Annotated in this window: 17 protein-coding genes and 1 riboswitch; of the genes, 9 read left to right on the plus strand and 8 right to left on the minus strand. The window is 71.4% G+C overall.

Annotated features, from left to right (window positions below; genetic code table 11):
- Positions 1–408 precede the first annotated feature (408 nt).
- The gene (locus J7U37_RS05225) at positions 409–2,106 is read left to right on the plus strand and encodes a methyl-accepting chemotaxis protein (RefSeq protein ID WP_247635030.1); all 1,698 of its coding nucleotides are present in this window, start codon (positions 409–411) and stop codon (positions 2,104–2,106) included.
- Positions 2,107–2,217: 111 nt separating this feature from the next.
- On the opposite strand, the gene J7U37_RS05230 is transcribed toward J7U37_RS05225, so the two are convergent.
- From J7U37_RS05230 to J7U37_RS05240, 3 genes are all read right to left on the minus strand, one after another.
- The gene (locus tag J7U37_RS05230; RefSeq protein ID WP_247635031.1) at positions 2,218–3,747 is read right to left on the minus strand and encodes a malonyl-CoA synthase; all 1,530 of its coding nucleotides are present in this window, start codon (positions 3,745–3,747) and stop codon (positions 2,218–2,220) included.
- Between the two features lie 106 nt (positions 3,748–3,853).
- Entirely contained in the window at positions 3,854–5,260 is a 1,407-nt protein-coding gene (locus tag J7U37_RS05235; protein WP_247635032.1) for a malonyl-CoA decarboxylase, read from the minus strand.
- Positions 5,261–5,429: 169 nt separating this feature from the next.
- Positions 5,430–5,633, minus strand: a complete 204-nt coding sequence (locus tag J7U37_RS05240; protein ID WP_056179092.1) for a hypothetical protein — start codon at positions 5,631–5,633, stop codon at positions 5,430–5,432.
- Positions 5,634–6,209: 576 nt separating this feature from the next.
- Here J7U37_RS05240 and J7U37_RS05245 point away from each other — a divergent pair.
- Positions 6,210–7,397 (plus strand): MFS transporter, encoded by a 1,188-nt coding sequence (locus J7U37_RS05245; RefSeq protein WP_247635033.1) that lies wholly within the window; start codon positions 6,210–6,212, stop codon positions 7,395–7,397.
- 25 nt (positions 7,398–7,422) lie between these two features.
- On the opposite strand, the gene cobD is transcribed toward J7U37_RS05245, so the two are convergent.
- On the minus strand, positions 7,423–8,415 hold the full coding sequence (gene cobD / locus J7U37_RS05250) for a threonine-phosphate decarboxylase CobD (RefSeq protein ID WP_247635080.1): 993 nt from the start codon (positions 8,413–8,415) through the stop codon (positions 7,423–7,425).
- Positions 8,416–8,451: 36 nt separating this feature from the next.
- Between cobD and cbiB the strand changes: the two genes are divergently transcribed.
- Complete coding sequence (gene cbiB, locus J7U37_RS05255) at positions 8,452–9,453, plus strand: adenosylcobinamide-phosphate synthase CbiB (RefSeq protein WP_247635034.1); 1,002 nt, start codon at positions 8,452–8,454, stop codon at positions 9,451–9,453.
- A gap of 30 nt (positions 9,454–9,483) precedes the next feature.
- Positions 9,484–10,551 (plus strand): DUF3616 domain-containing protein, encoded by a 1,068-nt coding sequence (locus tag J7U37_RS05260; protein ID WP_247635035.1) that lies wholly within the window; start codon positions 9,484–9,486, stop codon positions 10,549–10,551.
- Positions 10,552–10,707: 156 nt separating this feature from the next.
- Here J7U37_RS05260 and J7U37_RS05265 read toward each other — a convergent pair whose 3' ends face one another.
- Genes J7U37_RS05265 through cobU form a run of 4 tightly spaced genes read right to left on the minus strand, consistent with a single transcriptional unit; the run spans position 10,708 to position 14,016 of the window.
- Positions 10,708–12,162, minus strand: coding sequence for a cobyric acid synthase (locus J7U37_RS05265; protein WP_247635036.1), 1,455 nt, complete (start codon positions 12,160–12,162; stop codon positions 10,708–10,710).
- Positions 12,159–12,875, minus strand: coding sequence for a hypothetical protein (locus J7U37_RS05270; RefSeq protein WP_056483850.1), 717 nt, complete (start codon positions 12,873–12,875; stop codon positions 12,159–12,161). The genes J7U37_RS05265 and J7U37_RS05270 overlap by 4 nt, the downstream gene beginning before the upstream one ends.
- Complete coding sequence (gene cobO / locus J7U37_RS05275) at positions 12,875–13,486, minus strand: cob(I)yrinic acid a,c-diamide adenosyltransferase (RefSeq protein ID WP_247635037.1); 612 nt, start codon at positions 13,484–13,486, stop codon at positions 12,875–12,877. The genes J7U37_RS05270 and cobO overlap by 1 nt, the downstream gene beginning before the upstream one ends.
- A complete protein-coding gene (gene cobU / locus J7U37_RS05280) occupies positions 13,483–14,016 on the minus strand; it encodes a bifunctional adenosylcobinamide kinase/adenosylcobinamide-phosphate guanylyltransferase (RefSeq protein WP_247635038.1) in 534 nt (177 codons plus the stop codon). The genes cobO and cobU overlap by 4 nt, the downstream gene beginning before the upstream one ends.
- An 84-nt stretch (positions 14,017–14,100) precedes the next feature.
- Positions 14,101–14,294, plus strand: a riboswitch (cobalamin riboswitch).
- Between the two features lie 72 nt (positions 14,295–14,366).
- Between cobU and J7U37_RS05285 the strand changes: the two genes are divergently transcribed.
- The 5 genes from J7U37_RS05285 to J7U37_RS05305 are packed head-to-tail and all read left to right on the plus strand — an operon-like array spanning position 14,367 to position 17,737.
- Complete coding sequence (locus J7U37_RS05285; RefSeq protein ID WP_055947494.1) at positions 14,367–14,543, plus strand: CbtB-domain containing protein; 177 nt, start codon at positions 14,367–14,369, stop codon at positions 14,541–14,543.
- 27 nt (positions 14,544–14,570) lie between these two features.
- Entirely contained in the window at positions 14,571–15,326 is a 756-nt protein-coding gene (locus J7U37_RS05290) for a CbtA family protein (RefSeq protein ID WP_247635039.1), read from the plus strand.
- Positions 15,319–15,795, plus strand: coding sequence for a DUF1636 domain-containing protein (locus J7U37_RS05295; protein ID WP_247635040.1), 477 nt, complete (start codon positions 15,319–15,321; stop codon positions 15,793–15,795). The genes J7U37_RS05290 and J7U37_RS05295 overlap by 8 nt, the downstream gene beginning before the upstream one ends.
- A complete protein-coding gene (gene cobW, locus J7U37_RS05300; protein ID WP_056179069.1) occupies positions 15,792–16,826 on the plus strand; it encodes a cobalamin biosynthesis protein CobW in 1,035 nt (344 codons plus the stop codon). Before J7U37_RS05295 ends, cobW begins: the two co-directional genes overlap by 4 nt.
- On the plus strand, positions 16,823–17,737 hold the full coding sequence (locus J7U37_RS05305) for a DUF4349 domain-containing protein (protein ID WP_247635041.1): 915 nt from the start codon (positions 16,823–16,825) through the stop codon (positions 17,735–17,737). Before cobW ends, J7U37_RS05305 begins: the two co-directional genes overlap by 4 nt.
- Positions 17,738–17,739: the final 2 nt, after the last annotated feature.

Raw genomic sequence — 17,739 nt, forward strand, 5'->3', positions numbered from 1 at the left:
TGACCGTTCCGAATCCGGCCGCCTTTGCGGGAGCTTGCGCTCTGCGCCCGATCGCGCGGACGCGCCGCACCCGAAGCTCATCGTCTCCCGCGCCCGTTCCGGCCAAGACCAATTGACACACCAGAAATCCACCGAAGGTTGTACCATCCTCCGCCTTCTCTCCCTACGGGCCATTTCACTTCCAAACCGTTGGGATTACGCGCGAACGTTCTTCAGAGGCGAGGACATATTGATATAGAAAATCCGAAATCAGTATTTGATTTCTGCATAGTTCCTTTGATTCGATTTTTATTACATATTTTTCAAATAAGATTCAATGATTAATCCGATCTTCATCGCTGATCTATATCGTCCCGCATCGCAGAAGCTTTCATGTTTGACGGCTTCCCCACATAAGGAGCCGCGTGCGTGAGACTCGTCAATCAAGCCAGCGTCCTGGCCAAGATCGCCCTTCCCCTGCTCGCCCTGGGCGCCCTCACCCTTGGGCTCGTCTTCTACGCCCGCGGGTCGATGAACAACATCGCGGAACAATCGAGGCATGTGATCGAAGTCCTCAACGCCCGCCAGGAGGCCTATCTCAATGCCCAGTTGCGCATTACCGAGGCCGCGCTTCAGAGCCGGAACATGATTCTGGAGACGGGCGAAGAGCAAATGGCGAAATACAAGGTCCAGTACGTGTCGGCGACAACGGCGGCGCTGGAAGTGACCGACAGGCTGATCGACCTGGCCGATACACCGGAACGCCGCAAGATCGCCCAGGACCTGCGCGGATTGACGGAAGCCTATTTCGCGGTCCTGAACCGCGTGATCCAGCACGGGCTGCGGAATGAGGCGGCGGCCGCAATCCAGGTTCTCCGGGACGACGCGCAACCCGCGCGGGCCAGTCTGAACAAGTTGCTCGACCAGCGTGCCAAGCGCGTCGTCGAGGAGATGAAAGCCGGAAAGGACAGCCTCGACGCCGAAACGTCCGACACGATCGCACGCCTGATCACCATCACCGCCGTCGGGCTCGTCCTCGCCGCCGTCCTGTGCGGCAGCATCGTGGTGCTCGGGATCACCCGGCCGCTGGGCCGCCTGGTCGCGATCCTGAACCGCATGGCCCAGGGCGAGATCGACGCCGACATCCCGGAAGCCCGGCGCGGCGACGAAATCGGCGCGGTCGGCAAGGCCGTGGACGGGATCAAGGCCATGGTCGCCCGCAAGACGGCCGAGGAGGCGGAGGTCCGCCGCATCGCCGACGAGGCCGCCATCGCCGCTCGCCGCACGGCGATGATCGAACTCGCCGACAGCTTCGAAGGAGCCGTGGGCGGCATCATCGGCATGGTCTCCGCCTCGTCCACCGAACTGCAGACGACGGCCCAGACCATGACCGCCACCGCCAGCGCGACCGCGTCGCAATCCACCACCGTGGCGGCGGCGGCCGAGGAAGCCTCCGTCAACGTCAGCACCGTGGCGGCGGCAGCCGAGGAACTCGGCAACTCGGTGCAGGAGATCGGCCGCCAGGTCGCGAACTCCTCCCAGATGGCCCAATCCGCCGTGACCGAGGCCGACACCACCTCGGTCCTGGTCCAGGAACTGAGCACCGCCGTGTCTCGGATCGGCGACGTGGTCAGCCTGATCTCGACCATCGCCGGCCAGACCAACCTGCTGGCACTCAACGCCACCATCGAGGCGGCCCGTGCCGGCGAGGCCGGCCGCGGCTTCGCCGTGGTGGCGGCCGAGGTGAAGGAGCTTGCCAACCAGACCGCCCGGGCCACCGAGGAAATCGGAAGCCAGATCGGTCATATCCAGGGGGCCACGGGACAGGCCGTCTCGGCGATCGGCTCGATCACCACCCGCATCCGCGACATCAACACGGTGGCCACGGCGATCGCGGCGGCGGTGGAGCAGCAGAGCGCGGCGACGCAGGAGATCGTCCGCAACGTGGCCCAGGCCTCGGTGGGGACCACCGAAGTGACGAGCACCATCACATCCGTCGCCCAGGCGGCGGACGAGACCGGCGCAGCCGCCAGTCAGGTGCTGGGGGCTGCGGGTGAACTGTCCCGCCAGTCGGAGCACCTCAACGCCGAGGTGCAGCGCTTCCTCGGCACCGTCCGCGCCGCGTAAGCAGCCGGACGCCGCGCGACCCGCCCGGGCCGAACGGCACTCTCCAGAACCGCCGGGCCATCGCACGCGATGCCCGGCGGCTTTGCCGTTCCTGCGTCTCTGCCCCTGCTCTCAGGCGGGACCGGCGTCGTAGAGGCTCGCATGGGCCTCGCGCAGCAGGTTCTTCTGGACCTTGCCCATGGTGTTGCGGGGCAGTTCGTCGACGAACAGCACGCGCTTGGGACACTTGTAGCGGGCGAGCCGACCTTCGAGGGTGCGCAGGATCGCGGATTCGTCGGGCACGCCCTCGCAGCCCACCACCACGGCCGTGACGCCCTCGCCGAAATCGGCGTGGGGCAGGCCGATCACCGCGGATTCGACCACGCCCGGAAGGGCGTCGATCTCGTTCTCGATCTCCTTCGGGTAGACGTTGTAGCCGCCCGTGATGATGAGGTCCTTGCCGCGCCCGACGATGTGGACGTAGCCGTCGGGATCGATCTTGCCGAGATCGCCGGTGACGAAGAATCCGTCGGCCTTGAACTCGGCCGCCGTCTTCTCCGGCATGCGCCAGTAGCCCCGGAAGACGTTCGGACCCTTCACCTCGATCATCCCGACCGCGTCGACGTCGAGGACCGCACCGGTCTCCGGGTCGACCACCCGCACGGCGACCCCCGGCAGGGCCGGCCCGACCGTGCCCGCCACCCGCGCACCCGCATAGGGGTTCGAGGTGTTCATGTTGGTCTCGGTCATGCCGTAGCGCTCGAGGATGGCGTGGCCGGTGCGGGCCTCCCAGTCCCGGTGCGTCTCGGCCAGCAGCGGCGCGGAGCCGGAGACGAATAGGCGGATGCCGGCGGTCGCCTCCGGGGTCAGGCCCGGCTCCTTGAGCAGGCGGGTGTAGAAGGTCGGCACCCCCATCATGGCGGTGGCGCGCGGCAGCAGGGCGAGCACCCGTGCCGGGTCGAAGCGGCCGAGGAACAGCATCGTACCGCCGGTGGCCAGCACGGTGTTGGTGGCCACGAACAGGCCATGGGTGTGGAACACCGGCAGGGCGTGGAGCAGCACGTCGTCCGCGGTGAAGCGCCAGGCTTCCCCGAGGGTGCGGGCGTTCGAGGCGAGGTTCTCGTGGCTCAGCATGGCGCCCTTCGAGCGCCCGGTGGTGCCCGAAGTGTACAGGATGGCGGCCAGATCCTCCGGCCCGCGGGCGACGTCGGTGAAGGCCTCTGTCTCGGCATCGGCGGCCTCGGCCAGGGTGCCATGCCCCTTCGCGTCGAGGGTGTGCAGCACCGGCACGCCGGCGCCACGCGCCACCGGCTCCAGGGCCTCGCGCCGGGCCGGATCGCAGACGAACAAGGCCGGCTCGGCATCCCCCAGGAAATAGGCGATCTCGGTGGGGGTGTAGGCCGTGTTCAGGGGCAGGAACACCGCCCCGGCGCGGACGGCGCCGAGATACAGGAACAGGAATTCCGGGCTCTTCTCAGCCTGCACCGCCACCCGGTCCCCGGGCTTCACGCCCGCCGCCGCCAGCGCCGCCGCGTAGGCCCCCGAGCGCACGATGAGGTCGGCATAGGAATAGCGCGCGCCCTCCCCGGTCTCCAGGAAGAGCTTGGCGGCGGGATCGGCCGGCAGGTTTCGGCGGACGAGATCGAACAGGTGGTTGGTCATCGGCGTTTCGGACATGATGGCGACGGATACGCCGTCGATCGCGAGAATCCTACGATCTTCGGCGGGTCCCTTCGAGGAACGGCGGAAAGCGGGCTGGGCTGGCGGATCAGGCCTCGGCCAGGGCCACCGCCCGCATCGGCGGCAGATTGGTGCGCAGCTCGCGGCTGACCGCGCTGGAGGCCGCGACGGTGCCGAGATTGGCGTAGGTCTCGTGGTTCTTTTCGATGGCCGTGAGGTCGTAGAGATAGTTGACCATCAGCCCGCGCGACTGGGCCAGGCCCTTGCCCGAGACGTCGCCGAGGAAGTTCAGGCGCTCCAGCCGGGCGCCGTTGCCGAGATGGAACCGGGCCACCGGGTCGAGGGGCCGGCCGCGCTCGTTCTTGGCGCGCAGGAAGTAGGCGGCCGCGGCCGGGATCATCGCCTTGCGCACGGCCTCGCACTTGGCCTTGTCGCCGTGCCAGTCGGGCTCGTCGATCAGCCGCAGGGCCTCGACGTCCTCGCGGATCAGTCCCTGCGGCGCGTCGGAGCGGCGCTCGCGGTCGAGCCAGGCCGAGAAGCCCGGCACCGGCGAGAGGGTGACGAAGGTCTTCAGGCTCGGGATCTCGCGGGCCAGATCCTCGACCACCTGCTTGATCAGGAAGTTGCCGAAGGTGACGCCGGCCAGGCCCTTCTGGCAGTTCGAGATCGAGTAGAAGATCGCCGTGGTGGCGGCCTTGAGGGGCAGCGGCTCGCGCTCGTGGGCCAGGATCGGCGCGATGGCGGGGGCGATGCCGGCGGTGAGCGCGACTTCGACGAAGATCAGCGGCTCGTCCACCAGGGCCGGGTGGAAGAAGGCGAAGCAGCGCCGGTCGGTCGGCTCGATGCGCCGGCGCAGATCGTCCCAGCCGGTGATCTCGTGCACCGCCTCGTAGCGGATGATCTTTTCGAGGATATGGGCCGGCGTGGTCCAGTCGATGTGGCGCAGCACCAGGAAGCCGCGGTTGAACCACGAGGCGAACAGGTGCTCGAAATCGCTGTCGAGGCTGTCGGCCGCGTCGATGAGGTCGGGGTCGGCCTCCTCCTGCCGCAGGTCGCGCCGCAGGCCGAACAGGTCCTCGCGCATCCGCACCAGGGCGCGGGTTCCGTCGCGGGCGAGGTTCAGGCGGCGGATCAGTTCCTGGCTGCGCGGCTCGGCCGCGTCGTGGAGGACGCTGAGGGCCGCCCGTGTCGGATCGGCCCGGTAGGCCGCGATCGCCTCGTCGACGGCGGTATGGTCGGCGGCGAACTCGGTGGCGACGAGGCGCAGGAAGCTGCCGCGCTCCGGCTTCGCCAGGGTGGCGTAGCGCTCAAGGATCAGCCGGGCCAAAGCGACGCCGGAGGCCTCGCCGCGCCGGGAGATCAGGTCCTCGCAGAGCTTGACCAGTTCCTGGGCGGTGGCGCGGGCCGCCAGATCACCGCGCCCGATTCCGATGAGATCCCGGCCCCGGTCGCTGATGGTCTGGAGCAGATCGCCGAAGAAAGAGATCGCCGCCATGTCACGCCGCCTGACCCTTCGCTGACGCCCGGCATGGGCGAACCAAAGCCCCGCGCGTCGTGGGTGCCCGGCTTGGCCGTTACTTTAGGGCGTGTCCGCTCCAGAGGCCAGAGACCGTGGCGGCAAAGCGTGTCGAGGCGCGAAAGACCAGCCGGCGCGACGGGAACACTCAGTTCTGGCCGCCGGATGCCGGGGCGATGTCGGCCCGGTCGGCCCGCTCGCGCCAATCCTCGACTCCGTGCTGGCGCGCGAAGCGCAGTTCGGCCGCCCGCAGCGCCCGCATCGGGTCCCGGGCCCGGGTGATGTCCACCGACCCGACGGTGAAGGGGACGCCGAAGATCTGCTTGGCAAAGTGGACGCGATACGTCGCCATTCGAAACTCCCTGGTCGATGAGCGGATCAGGCTGCCTCAGCCGGACGATCCCGATGGACGGACCGCGGGCGCGATCCGCAAGATTTGCTACCGCAAAGGCGCGTTTGTCACCGCGAACACCCGTCCCTGTTCAGACTCATCGCCTCGAAACCGGATCAGAGCGCAAGATGCGAAGAATTCCAAGTGTGACCCGGGCCGAAGCCCCCCGCCGCATCAGTCGCCGATAAGAATGTGTATATGGGACGCGCGAAATCGGATGCAAAGCACCCCGCGACGTCATGGTTCGACGCTCGAATGCAAGACAATGCGCGATGACCGGACAGTGTATCTCAAGCCTGGTCGGCGCGGCCGCAGCAGCGCCGCTCCCGACCTCCGCGGGCGGAGGGACAAACCCAAGACGGGCGCGGGTTGCCGAAGCCGGCGCACGGGCCTAACCGGTCGGCGAACGCCGCGTTCCGATTCCCCGATCCTGTCGCGCCCATCGGGCCTGCGACCTGCGAGCTTGTCCGACATGATGGCTGACTTCGATCCGCATCCGCGCGCACCGGCGCGGCGCTGGCTGCCGATGGCCGGCGCATGAGCACCCCATCGGGCACGGCCGCCCCCACGCCGCACGGCTTCACGCCCCGGGCCCGATTCGGCCTGACGCTGATCGCCGGCGGCGCGGTGGCCAACATCTACTACAACCAGCCCCTGCTGGCGCTGCTGGTGAACGAGTTCGGCGCCCGGGCGGCGCTCTGGGTGCCGACCGCCTCCCTCATCGGCTACGGCCTCGGCATCCTCGCGCTGGTGCCCCTCGGCGACAGCCTGTCCCGGCGCAGCCTGATCATCGGGCAGACCCTCGGCCTCGCTCTCGCGCTGCTGGCGGCGGCCCTGAGCCCGAACCTGGCGGCGCTCGCCGGCGCGAGCCTCATCATCGGCATCCTGGCCTCGGCGGCCCAGCAGGCGGTCCCGTTCGCGGCCGAGCTCGCGCCGGACGCCACGCGCGGGCGCATGGTCGGCCAGGTGATGACCGGCCTCCTCACCGGCATCCTTCTCGCCCGCACGGCGAGCGGCCTCGTCGGCGCGCAGTATGGCTGGCGCGCCGTGTTCTTCGCCGCCGCCGGCATCGCGGTCCTGATGGCCGGCATCGCCGCCGCGACCCTTCCGGGCGCCGCGCAGACCCGCCCCCTGCGCTACCGCGCCCTGATGCTGTCGATCCTGCATCTGGTGCGGTCGCAGCCGGCGCTGCGCCGCGCCAGCGTCTCGCAGGGGCTGCTGTTCGCCGGCTTCAACGCCTTCTGGGCGACGCTGGCGCTGCTGGTGGAGGCGCCGCCCTTCAACCTCACCGCCGCCGGGGCCGGCCTGTTCGGGGTGATCGGCGTCGCGGGCGCCTGCGTCGCGCCGCTCTCCGGCCGCTTCGCCGACCGCCACGGCCCGCGCCCGATGGTGGTGATCGGCGCCCTTCTGGTGGTCGCCGCTTTCGCGGTGCTGTGGGCCGGGATCTGGTCCCTGGTGGCGGTGGGGATCGGCGTGCTGCTGATCGACATCGGGCTGAACGCCGCCCTGATCGCCAACCAGACCCGCGTCTACGCCCTGGTGCCGAGCGCGCGCGGCCGAATCAACACGGTGCTGTTCACGGTGATGTTCGTGTTCGGCGCCTTCGGCGCCTTCGCGGGCTCGCAGGCCTTCCTGATCGCGGGCTGGTCTGGCGTCTGCACCGTGGGCATCGCCCTGGCGGCGGCGGGTTTCCTGGTCAGCGCGCTCGAGCGCAAGGGCGCCTGACCGCGCGCGGTCGGCCCGCCGCGCCCTAGCGCAGGATGCGCGACAGGCGGCACCACTCGGTCTTGTCCGCCGGCAGGCCGAAGCGCAGGCGCCCGGGCGCTCCGGCGAAGCGCCGGACGTAGATCCCGGCCGCACCGAGGCGCTCGAACAGGGCGGCCCCCGCGGGAAAGTCGGCGGTGCGGAACAGGCCGGTGCCGCCGACCACAATGCCGCCCGCCCGCGCGATCATCCAGTCGAGGCGGGCCGCATCCGCCCCCCGGGCGACCCGGGCGTCCTGCCGCCAGGCCTCGTCCGACAGGGCGGTCCGGCCGATGGCGAGCGCCGGCCCCGACACCGCCCAGGGACCCAGAGCCTCGGCGAGGCGTGCCGCCAGGGCGGGGTCGCAGAGGGCGAAGCCGAGGCGGATACCGGCGAGCCCGTAGGTCTTGCCGAAGGAGCGCAGCACCACGAGGCCCGGCACGATTGCGGGCGCCAGGGACTCGACCGGCTCCAGGTCGATGAAAGCCTCGTCCACCACGAGCAGGCCGCCACGTCCGGCGAGGTCGCCGGCCAGGGCGAGCAGTGTCCCGGCGGTCCAGCGACGTCCGTCGGGATTGTTCGGATTGACGATCACGACGACGTCGGCGCCGGCCGCCCCCCCGATCTCCGCCACGGTTGCGACGCGATGACCCGCGCGGGTCCAGGCCGCAGCGTGCTCGGCATAGGTCGGCCCCAGCACGGCGACCCGGCCCGGCGCCCGCAGGCGCGGCAGCGTCTCGATCAGGATCTGGGTGCCCGGCGCCGCCACGATGCGGTCCGGGTCGGCGACCCCGTAGGCGCGGGCGGCCGCCCGATGCAGGCCCGCGAGGTCGGCCGCCGAGGGCAGACGGTGGAAGGCGCTGGCCTCCAGGGCCGGACACGGATAGGGCACCGGATTGATCCCGGTGGAGAGGTCGATCCACGGTTCGGGCGCCTCAGGGAACAGGCTCCGGGCGGCATCGAGATCGCCGCCATGGGCGATCGGCTCTCTCACCGACACCTCTTCCGCCACCGGGCCCGAACTCACCGAGACGCCATGTCCTGGACCGCCCTCACCCATCCGCCCGATACGCTCATCGTTCTGGTGCTGGCCCTCGCGATCGAAGCGGCGGCCGGCTATCCGGACCGGCTCTACAGGGCGGTCGGCCATCCTGTCACCTGGATCGGCGCGCTGATCGGGACCCTGGACCGGCGGCTGAACCGCGGCACGCCCGCCCGGCGCCGGATCGCCGGCGTGGCGGGGCTTTTGGTCCTGCTCGGTCTCGTCGGCGGCCTCGCCCTCGCGCTCACCGCCCTGGCGCGCGCGGCGGGGATGTGGGCCGCCCTCCCGATTCTCGCCGCACTGGCGGCGAGCCTGCCGGCCCAGCGCAGCCTGCACAGCCACGTCGCCCGCGTCGCCGCGGACCTGCGCCGCGACGGGCTCGCGGGCGGGCGCGTCGCGGTCTCGATGATCGTCGGGCGCGATCCCGAGAGCCTCGACGAGGCCGGCATCTGCCGGGCCGCGATCGAGAGCCTGTCCGAAAACTTCTCCGACGGCATCGTGGCACCGGCCTTCTGGATCGGGGTCGGCGGCCTGCCGGGCGGCACGCTCTACAAGGCGATCAACACCGCCGACAGCATGATCGGCCATCGCACCCCGCGCCACGAAGCCTATGGCTGGGCTGCCGCCCGCCTCGACGATCTCGTCAACCTGCCGGCCTCGCGGCTGACCGGGCTGCTGATCATCCTGGCGGCGGCGCTCCGGTCCGGGACCTCCCCCGGCGCGGCATGGCGCGCCGTGCGGCGGGATGCGCGCCGGCACCGGTCGCCCAATGCCGGATGGCCCGAGGCCGCCATGGCGGGCGCCCTCGGCCTGCGCCTCGCCGGCCCGCGCACCTACGGCACCACCCGGGTCGAGGATGGCTGGATGGGCGATGGACGGGCGGAGGCGACCCCCGCCGACGTCGAGCGCGCCCTGGCCCTGTACCGCACTGCGTGCGGGCTCCTGTTCGGTCTCGCGGCCCTGCTCCTCGCCCTTTTCACCGGCGCCCTGCTATGAGCGCGGCCCCCCCTCCCCCGGAGACTCGCCATGATCCGCCGCTCGCTCGTCGCCGCCGCTTCGGCGCTGGCGCTCTCAGGCCCGGCCTGGGCGCAGGTGCTGCATTCGGTCGACAGGACCTACACCGTCGCCGAGGGGCTGACGGGCGAGATCACCAAGCACAGGAGCAAGCCCGCCGAGGACATCAGCGGCATCGCCTGTGCGCCGGCCGAAGCCGGCCCGCGCACCTGCATGGTGGTGGACGACGAGGCGGCGGGCGCCCAGTTCGCCACGCTCCAGGGCACCACCCTCACGCCGGGGGCCGTGATCGACATCGTCGGCCGCAAGCCGCCGAAATCCGCCGTCGGCGCGCCTCCGGTCACGGGCGAATGCACCCTCGGCCAGGGCGCCTACCGGGAGATGGACGGCGAGGCCGTGGCCTATGCCGCCCCCGATTTCTACGTCACCGGCTCGCATGGCTGCAGCCGGCGTGGGCGCGAGTTCAAGCTGTCCACCGGCCTCCTCGCCCGCCTGCGCCCGAACCCGGACGCCACCGAGGCCCGCGTCGAGACGACCTACCGCCTCAACGACGCCCTGCGGACCGCCGACACGGTGGGCGCCTATGCCCTGAAGGACCTCGAGCCGCGCGAGGGCGGCAAGCCGCTGTCCGGTCTCAACGTCGAGGGCCTCGCGGTGATCGGGGACACCCTCTATGCCGGGCTGCGCGCACCGGTGCTGGACGGCACGGCCTTCCTGGTCTCGGTGCCCGTCGCCCCGCTGTTCGCGCCCGGCGACGCGCCGCTCGCCGCCAAGCCCGTGACGATCCCCCTCGCCCTCGGCGCTGATGCCGGCATCCGCGATCTCACCGCCCTGCCGGACGGGCGCCTCCTCGTGCTCTCGGGGCCGACCCGGAACGGCCTGTCCGTGCCCTATGGGCTGTTCCTGGCGGACCTGCCCTCGGGCCGGGTCACGCCGCTCGGCACCCTCGCGCCGCTGGAGGGCGACGAGGCCCGGGGCAAGCCCGAGGGCATCGTCCGCCTCGGCCCCGGCCGGGTGCTGGTGGTGTTCGACAGCGTGCTGAACGGCGGCCCGCGCGAATACGCGGTGGCGATTCCTTAGGAGCGCGACGCGCCACAGGGACCTGAGGAACAGGATCTCAGGGCAGATGGCGGCGTGCGCGAGGCGCGCGTCCATCTCGGATGAGGGCGGCGTCGGGTCGTTCCTCGCCGAGCCCATTCGGCGCGGACCCGGCGGTGAGCCAAGTCCGTTCCGTCGCTACGACGCCAGCGCGAGCAGCGCGTCGCAAGAGACATGCGCTTCGAGGTGATCGGCGAGACGATCGAGGACCGCCTCGATTCCGGCCTCGTAGGCGAGGCCGCTCGGGGCCGCGCCGAGGCGGGCGAGCCAGGCGCCGCGCTGGCGGTCGTCGGCGAACAACCCGTGCACGTAGGTGCCGGTGACGCGCCCGTCGGCCGAGATCGCCCCGTCGTGACGCCCGTCGCGCAGGCGGATCGCCGGGCGCGCCGTGTCCGGCCCGGTGGTGTCGCCCACATGCATCTCGTAGCCCGAGAACGCGACCGCGTCGGGCAGGCTGGTGCCGGTGACGGCAGAGAGATGCTTGACCGGCGTCATCACGGTCTCGATGTCGAGGAGGCCGAGGCCGGCGACGGAGCGGGCCTCCCCCTCGATGCCGTGCGGGTCGTCGATGCGCCGGCCGAGCATCTGGTAGCCGCCGCACAGCCCGAGCACCCGCCCGCCGCGCCGGACATGGGCGCGGATGTCGATGTCCCAGCCTTGGGCGCAGAGGAATTCGAGATCGTCGATGGTGGTCTTCGAGCCCGGCAGCAGCACGAGGTCGGCGACCGGAATCGCCTCACCCGGGCGGACCAGCACCACCGCCACGTCGGGCTCGGCCCGGAGCGGGTCGAGGTCGTCGAAATTGGCGATGCGCGGCAGCACCGGCACGGCCACGACCTTGCGCCGCGTGCCGCCGGGGGCCGATCCGGCGAGGCCGAGGGCGTCTTCCGCCGGCAGGCGGGCCGCGTCGGGAAAGTGCGGGATCAGCCCAAAGCTCGGCCAGCCAGTCGCCGCCGCGATGGTGGCCATCCCGTCCGCGAACAGGGTCGGGTCACCGCGGAAGCGGTTGACCAGGAAGCCCCGGATCATCGCCGCGTCCTCGGCGTCGATCACCGCTTTCGTGCCGACGAGGCTGGCGATGACGCCGCCCCGGTCGATGTCGCCGAGCAGGATCACCGGCGTGCCGGTAGCCCGGGCGAACCCCATATTGGCGATGTCGCCGCGCCGCAGATTGACCTCCGAGGCCGAGCCCGCGCCCTCCACGATGACGAGGTCGGCCTGGGCCTTCAGATGCGAAAAGCTCTCCAGCACCGCACCGAGGAGACGCGGCTTCCAGGCCTGGTAGTCGCGCGCCTTGGCGGTGCCGGCCATGCGGCCCTGGACCACGACCTGACTCCCGGTCTCGCTCTGGGGCTTCAGCAGCACCGGGTTCATGTGCACCGACGGCGCCACCCCGGCCGCCCGGGCCTGCAGCGCCTGTGCCCGCCCGATCTCCCCGCCATCGGCGGTGACGGCGGCGTTGTTCGACATGTTCTGCGGCTTGAACGGCCGCACGCTCAGCCCCCGCCGCGCGAAGACCCGGCACAGACCGGCGACGATCAGCGACTTTCCGACATCCGAGCCGGTGCCCTGGATCATGATGGCGCGGGTCATGGCTGAGGCCGCGCCGGAGGGGGCGCGGCGCAGTCGGGATCGACCGGCCGCGCGACGCGATGAAAAGCCAGGATGGCGGCACCGTAGGTCTCGACGACCTCCGAGAATGGCACCCGCTCCGCTGTGAAGAGCACGGCCCGGTGCCGGATCAGATGGTCGGGGATCGCGAGGTTGCCGCAGGTCGCCGCCGGGGGCGGGGCCTGCTCCCACCCTTGCGGCAGGGGCTGCCACAGGAGTTCCGCCCCGATGGTCTGCCGCGTCGTGCCGAGGGCCTGGACCGCCCGGCCGAACGGCGTGTCGGTGGTCTCGAGCAGGCGGTTCATCTCCGGGGTCAGGCGGTCGGGCACGTACCAGTTGTCCGCCTCCGACAGGACGTGGTCGCCGCAGGCGAGCCGCACCTGACGGTAGCGGAGGACGGTGTCGGGGCCGGCATTCAGGCGCCGGCGCGTCTCCTCCGAGGCGGGCTTGTCCGCGCCGCGCTGCCGATTCGCCGCGAGCCGCGGCGTCGCGGCCATGCCGTGCTCGGCGCACCAGCCTTCGAGGGTCGCGGTGGCGGAGCGGCTGGCGAGCAGCCGGGCGTTCAGGCCCTCCACCACCGCCAGGGCCTCGACGCGGCCGAGATAGCTGGCCGGCCAGGCCGGCGCGGTTTCGGCGCAGGCCGGATGGATGCCCGACAGGATAAGGAGCCCGACCGGGCTGAGGGCGAAGCGCATCAGAATTCGATGCCCACCTGGGCCTTCACCCCGGCGGCGAAGTGGTGCTTCACGGAGCCCATTTCGGTGACGAGGTCAGCGGCCTCGATAAGGGCCGGCTTGGCATTGCGGCCGGTGACGATGACGTGGAGGTCGGGCCGGCGCGCCTGGAAGGCCGCCACCACTGCATCGAGGTCCAGGTAATCGTAGCGCAACGCGATGTTGAGCTCGTCCAGCACCACGAGACGGATCGTCGGATCCGCCATCAGGTCGAGGGCCTTGGCCCAGGCGTGCTCGGCGGCGGCGATGTCGCGGGCCTTGTCCTGAGTCTCCCAGGTGAAACCCTCGCCGAGGGTGTGCCAGTCGATCCGGTCCCCGAAGACCTGGAGCGCGTGCTTCTCGCCCGTGTCCCAGGCGCCCTTGATGAACTGGACCACGCCGACGCGCCAGCCATGGCCCAGCGCCCGCAGCATCAGCCCGAGGGCCGCCGTGGTCTTGCCCTTGCCGGGACCGGTGTTGACGATGAGAAGCCCCTTCTCGATCGTCTTGCCGGCGACCTCGGCGTCCTGCACCGCCTTGCGCTTCTCCATCTTTTCGCGATGGCGTTCGGCGTCGTTCACGGCGTCCGTCATGGGGTGGCTCCGGCTTGGGGTTTCACGATCAGGGGCAGGCCCGCCACCAGGAAGACGACGTGGTCGGCCTGCCGCGCGAGGCGCTGGTGCAGCCGCCCGGCGGCATCGCGAAACCGGCGGGCCAGCGCGTTGTCTGGCACGATGCCGAGCCCGACCTCGTTGCCGACCAGCACCACCGGGCCGGGCGCCGCCGCGCAGGCCGCCAGCAGCGCGGCGGTGGCGGCCTCCACGTCGGCCTCGGCCAGGATCAGGTTGGTGAGCCAGAGGGTGAGGCAATCGACCAGCACCGGCCCGGGCGCAGCGGCCACCGCCCCGGCCAGGTCCATCGGCACGTCCCGGGTGATCCAGTCGGCCGAGCGGCGCTTCCGGTGGAGCGCGATGCGGTCGCGCATCTCGTCGTCCCAGGCCTGCGCCGTGGCGAGGTACAGCCAGGGGGCGGGACAGGCCTCGATCAGCCCCTCCGCATGGGCGCTCTTGCCGGAGCGCGCGCCGCCGAGCACGAGGGTCAGTCTGGGAGGGAGGTTCGGCATGGGCCTCCTGTGCCCGAAATCGAGCCCCCGGGTCAAAGGCCGGAATCCGATCCGGGCCGCGTTGTCAGCGCGACGGCAACCGCGTAGAAGCGTGGATCGGACGGTGCCCCGGCGACGGGGTGAAAAGGGAATGCGGTGAGGGGGCGACCCTGAAACCGCAGCTGCCCCCGCAACTGTGAGCGGAGACGGGACTGCCATCGGCCACTGGAGCGATCCGGGAAGGCGGCAGGACCAGCGACCCGCGAGCCAGGAGACCTGCCGCCGAGAGTGGACCTGCCATCGAGCGTGGACCTTCCGTCCACCCGATCGATCCGTGACGGCCGCCGGCGGGGCGGCCAGGAGATGAACCGATGTCGACCAACACCCTCGTCCTGACCGGCACCCGCACCAACGAGCGTCTCGGCGCCGTGCTCGTGGCAGCCTTCCTCGGCCTCGGCCTCGTGTTCATGGCGGGCTTCGCCCCCGCGATGGCGCTGCACAATGCGGCGCACGACTTCCGCCACAGCCAGAATTTCCCCTGCCACTGAGCGCCTCCGCCTAAGGCAGACACCCCCATGATCATCCGGCTCGTGTCGGCGGCCCTGGTCGCCGGCTTCCTCGCGGCTGTGGTCGCGACGGGCCTGCAGCTCGCGCTCACCTCGCCGCTCATCATCGCGGCCGAGCGCTACGAGACGCAGGCCTCGGCAGATTCCGCACGCCTGTCGCCCGCCTCCCTGATCGTGCGCGTCCACGGCGGTCACGATCACGGCACCAAGGACCCGTCGGTCGCGGGCGGCGAGGTCGCGCCCGACTGGCAGCCGGGCCCCGGCCTGCCGCGCATGGCCTTCACGGCGCTGGCCACCCTGGTGGGCGGCGTCGGCTACGCGCTGCTGCTCGGCGCCGTGCTGTTCGCCTGCAACCGCGAGCCCAGCCCCGAGACCGGCCTGCGCTTCGCCATCGGGGGGTTCCTCGCGGTGGCCCTGGCACCGGCTCTCGGGCTGGCGCCGGAACTGCCCGGCATGGCGGCGGCGCCGCTCGCCGACCGCCAGTTCTGGTGGGTGATGACGGCGCTCGCCACCGCCATGGGGCTGTACCTCATCGCGATCCGGCGCGCGCCGATCACCATCGCGGGGGGCATCGTGCTCCTGGTCGCCCCCCATCTCGCGGGCGCGCCGGAGACCAGCCACGCCGCCTCGAACCTGCCGGCGGCCTACGCGGCGCAGTTCGCCGCACGCTCGCTCGGCATCGCCTTCGTGTTCTGGGCCGTGATCGGGCTGGCCTATGGCTGGGCCTGGGGATTGTTCGGCAAGGCCCGGACGGCCCATGCCTGACCAGTTGCAGGATCAGATACCCAAAGACTCGCCTCGGACGGACAGCGCCGCCGTCACGCTCTACGTCTGCGCCACCTGCCGGGCGGCCGGGGACGTTTCCGAGCCACGCGCCGGGGCGCGCCTGCTCGCCGCCCTCCAGGAGGCGGTGAGCGCGGGCGGTCATCCGGGCATCACGGTCGAGAGCGTCGAGTGCCTCTCGGTGTGCAAGCGGCCCTGCACGGTGGCGGTCGCGTCGCAGGGGCGCTGGACCTACGTCTACGGCGACCTCGATCCGGTCGCCTCGGCCGGCATCATCCTGGACGGCGTCGCGCTCTATGCCGAGACGCCGGACGGCATCGTACCGTGGAAGGCCCGGCCGCAGGAATTCCGCAAGGGCGTCGTCGCCCGTATTCCGCCGTTCCCGCCGCCGCTCCCGCCCACATTCCCGCCGCCCGTCGCGGCGCCCCCCCATCCGGACGCCGCCGAATGACTCTTGTCGCCAAGATTCCCTGCACGATCGTCACGGGCTTCCTCGGAGCCGGCAAGACCACGCTGGTGCGCCACCTCGTCGAGAACGCCAACGGCCGCCGCCTCGCGATCATCGTCAACGAGTTCGGCGATATAGGCTTCGACGGCTCGTTCCTGGCGGCCTGCGGCATCGAGGGCTGCGGCGACGAGGACATCGTCGAACTGGCCAACGGCTGCATCTGCTGCACCGTGGCCGACGATTTCGTGCCGGCCCTGAACAAGCTCCTCGACCGGGCCGATCCGCCCGAGCACATCCTGATCGAGACCTCGGGCCTCGCCCTGCCGAAGCCCCTCGTCCAGGCGTTCCAGTGGCCGGCCATCCGCTCGCGGGTGACGGTGGACGGCGTGGTCGCGGTGATCGACGGACCGGCCGTGGCGGCCGGCTTCTTCGCCGACGATCCGGCGGCTCTGGCCGCCCAGCGCGCCGACGATGCCAGCGTCGACCACGACAACCCGCTGGAAGAGGTGTTCGAGGACCAGCTCCTCTGCGCCGACCTCGTGGTGATGAACAAGGCCGACCTCCTCGACGAGGCCGGGCGCGCCAAGGTTCGGGCCGAGGTGCTCGGGCACCTGCCCCGCGCGGTTAAGATGGTCGAGGCCGAGCACGGCCGCCTCGACCCGCGCGTGATCCTGGGTCTCGAGGCTGCAGCCGAGGACGACCTCGACGCGCGCCCCTCCCATCACGGTGAGGGCGAGGACCACGACCACGACGATTTCGACTCGGTGGCCCTCCCGGTTCGGTCCGCCGCCACCGCCGAGGATCTGGCGATCCGCGTCGCCCGCGCCGCCGAGACCGCGGGCGTGCTCCGCATCAAGGGCTTCGCCGAGGTCACCGGCAAGCCGATGCGCCTCGTGGTCCAGGGCGTCGGCGCGCGGATCAGCCATCATTACGACCGGCCCTGGAAAGCCTCCGAGCCGCGGGACGGCCGCCTCGTCGTCATCGGCCTGAAGGGCTTCGACCAGGGCGCCGTCGCCGAGGCACTGGCGGGATGAATCGCCGCGCGGCCCTGCGGCCCGTCCCGGCCGGGCTCCGCCGGCGGCGGCTGCCGCTCGCCGCCCTCGGTCTCGCGGCCCTGCTCGGAATCGGGGGCTGCCGGGATGCCAGGCGGTCGGACACGCCCGCCGGCGCACCGGTGAGCGCCGCATCCCCGGCGCCCCGAACCGCGGTCAAGCTCGCCTATACCCACGAACTGACCATCGATCTTCCGGCGGATCGCGTCGGCGCGCACTTCGCGGCGGCGCGGGACCGCTGCGTGACCGACACGGTCCTCGACTGCACCCTGATATCGGCTTCGTTCGGCGAGAGTTCACGCCCGTCCGGGCGTCCCTCCGCAAAGCTCGACATCCGCCTTCCGCACAGCGCGGTCGCGGCCTACCTCGCCTTCGTTACGGCGCCCCTTCCGGGGGAGCAGGCGAGCGATGTCATCCTGCAGCGCCAGGCGACCCGGGCCGACGACCTGACTCCGACGATCGAGGATGGCGTGCGGCGGCTCGCCCAGCGCAAAGCCTACCGCGAACGCCTCGACGCCCTGGCCGCGAAACCCGACACCCGCATCGAGGATCTGATCCGGATCGCGCAAGAAATCGCCCAGGTTCAAGCGCAGATCGAGGAGGACGAGGCCAAGCAGCGCGGCCTCGAGCGGCGCGTCGAGACCGAACTCATCGCGCTCTCGTTCCAGGCCGACCAGGCACGCGCAGGTCCCCTCGCTCCGTTGCAGGAGGCCTGGGCCAGGGCCGGCACCATCTTCGGGGCGAGTGCCGGCGCGGCCTTGCTCTTCGCCATCTGGAGCCTGCCCTGGCTCCCCCTCGTCGCTCTCGCGGTGCTTCTGTTGCGCGGCCTCTGGCGCCTGCGCCGCCGCCGTCGCGGCGGCCTGCGCAGGCCCCTGTCGGAGGAGCGGCCATGAGG

Source organism: Methylobacterium sp. 37f (assembly GCF_023093475.1).
Taxonomy (GTDB): Bacteria; Pseudomonadota; Alphaproteobacteria; order Rhizobiales; family Beijerinckiaceae; genus Methylobacterium.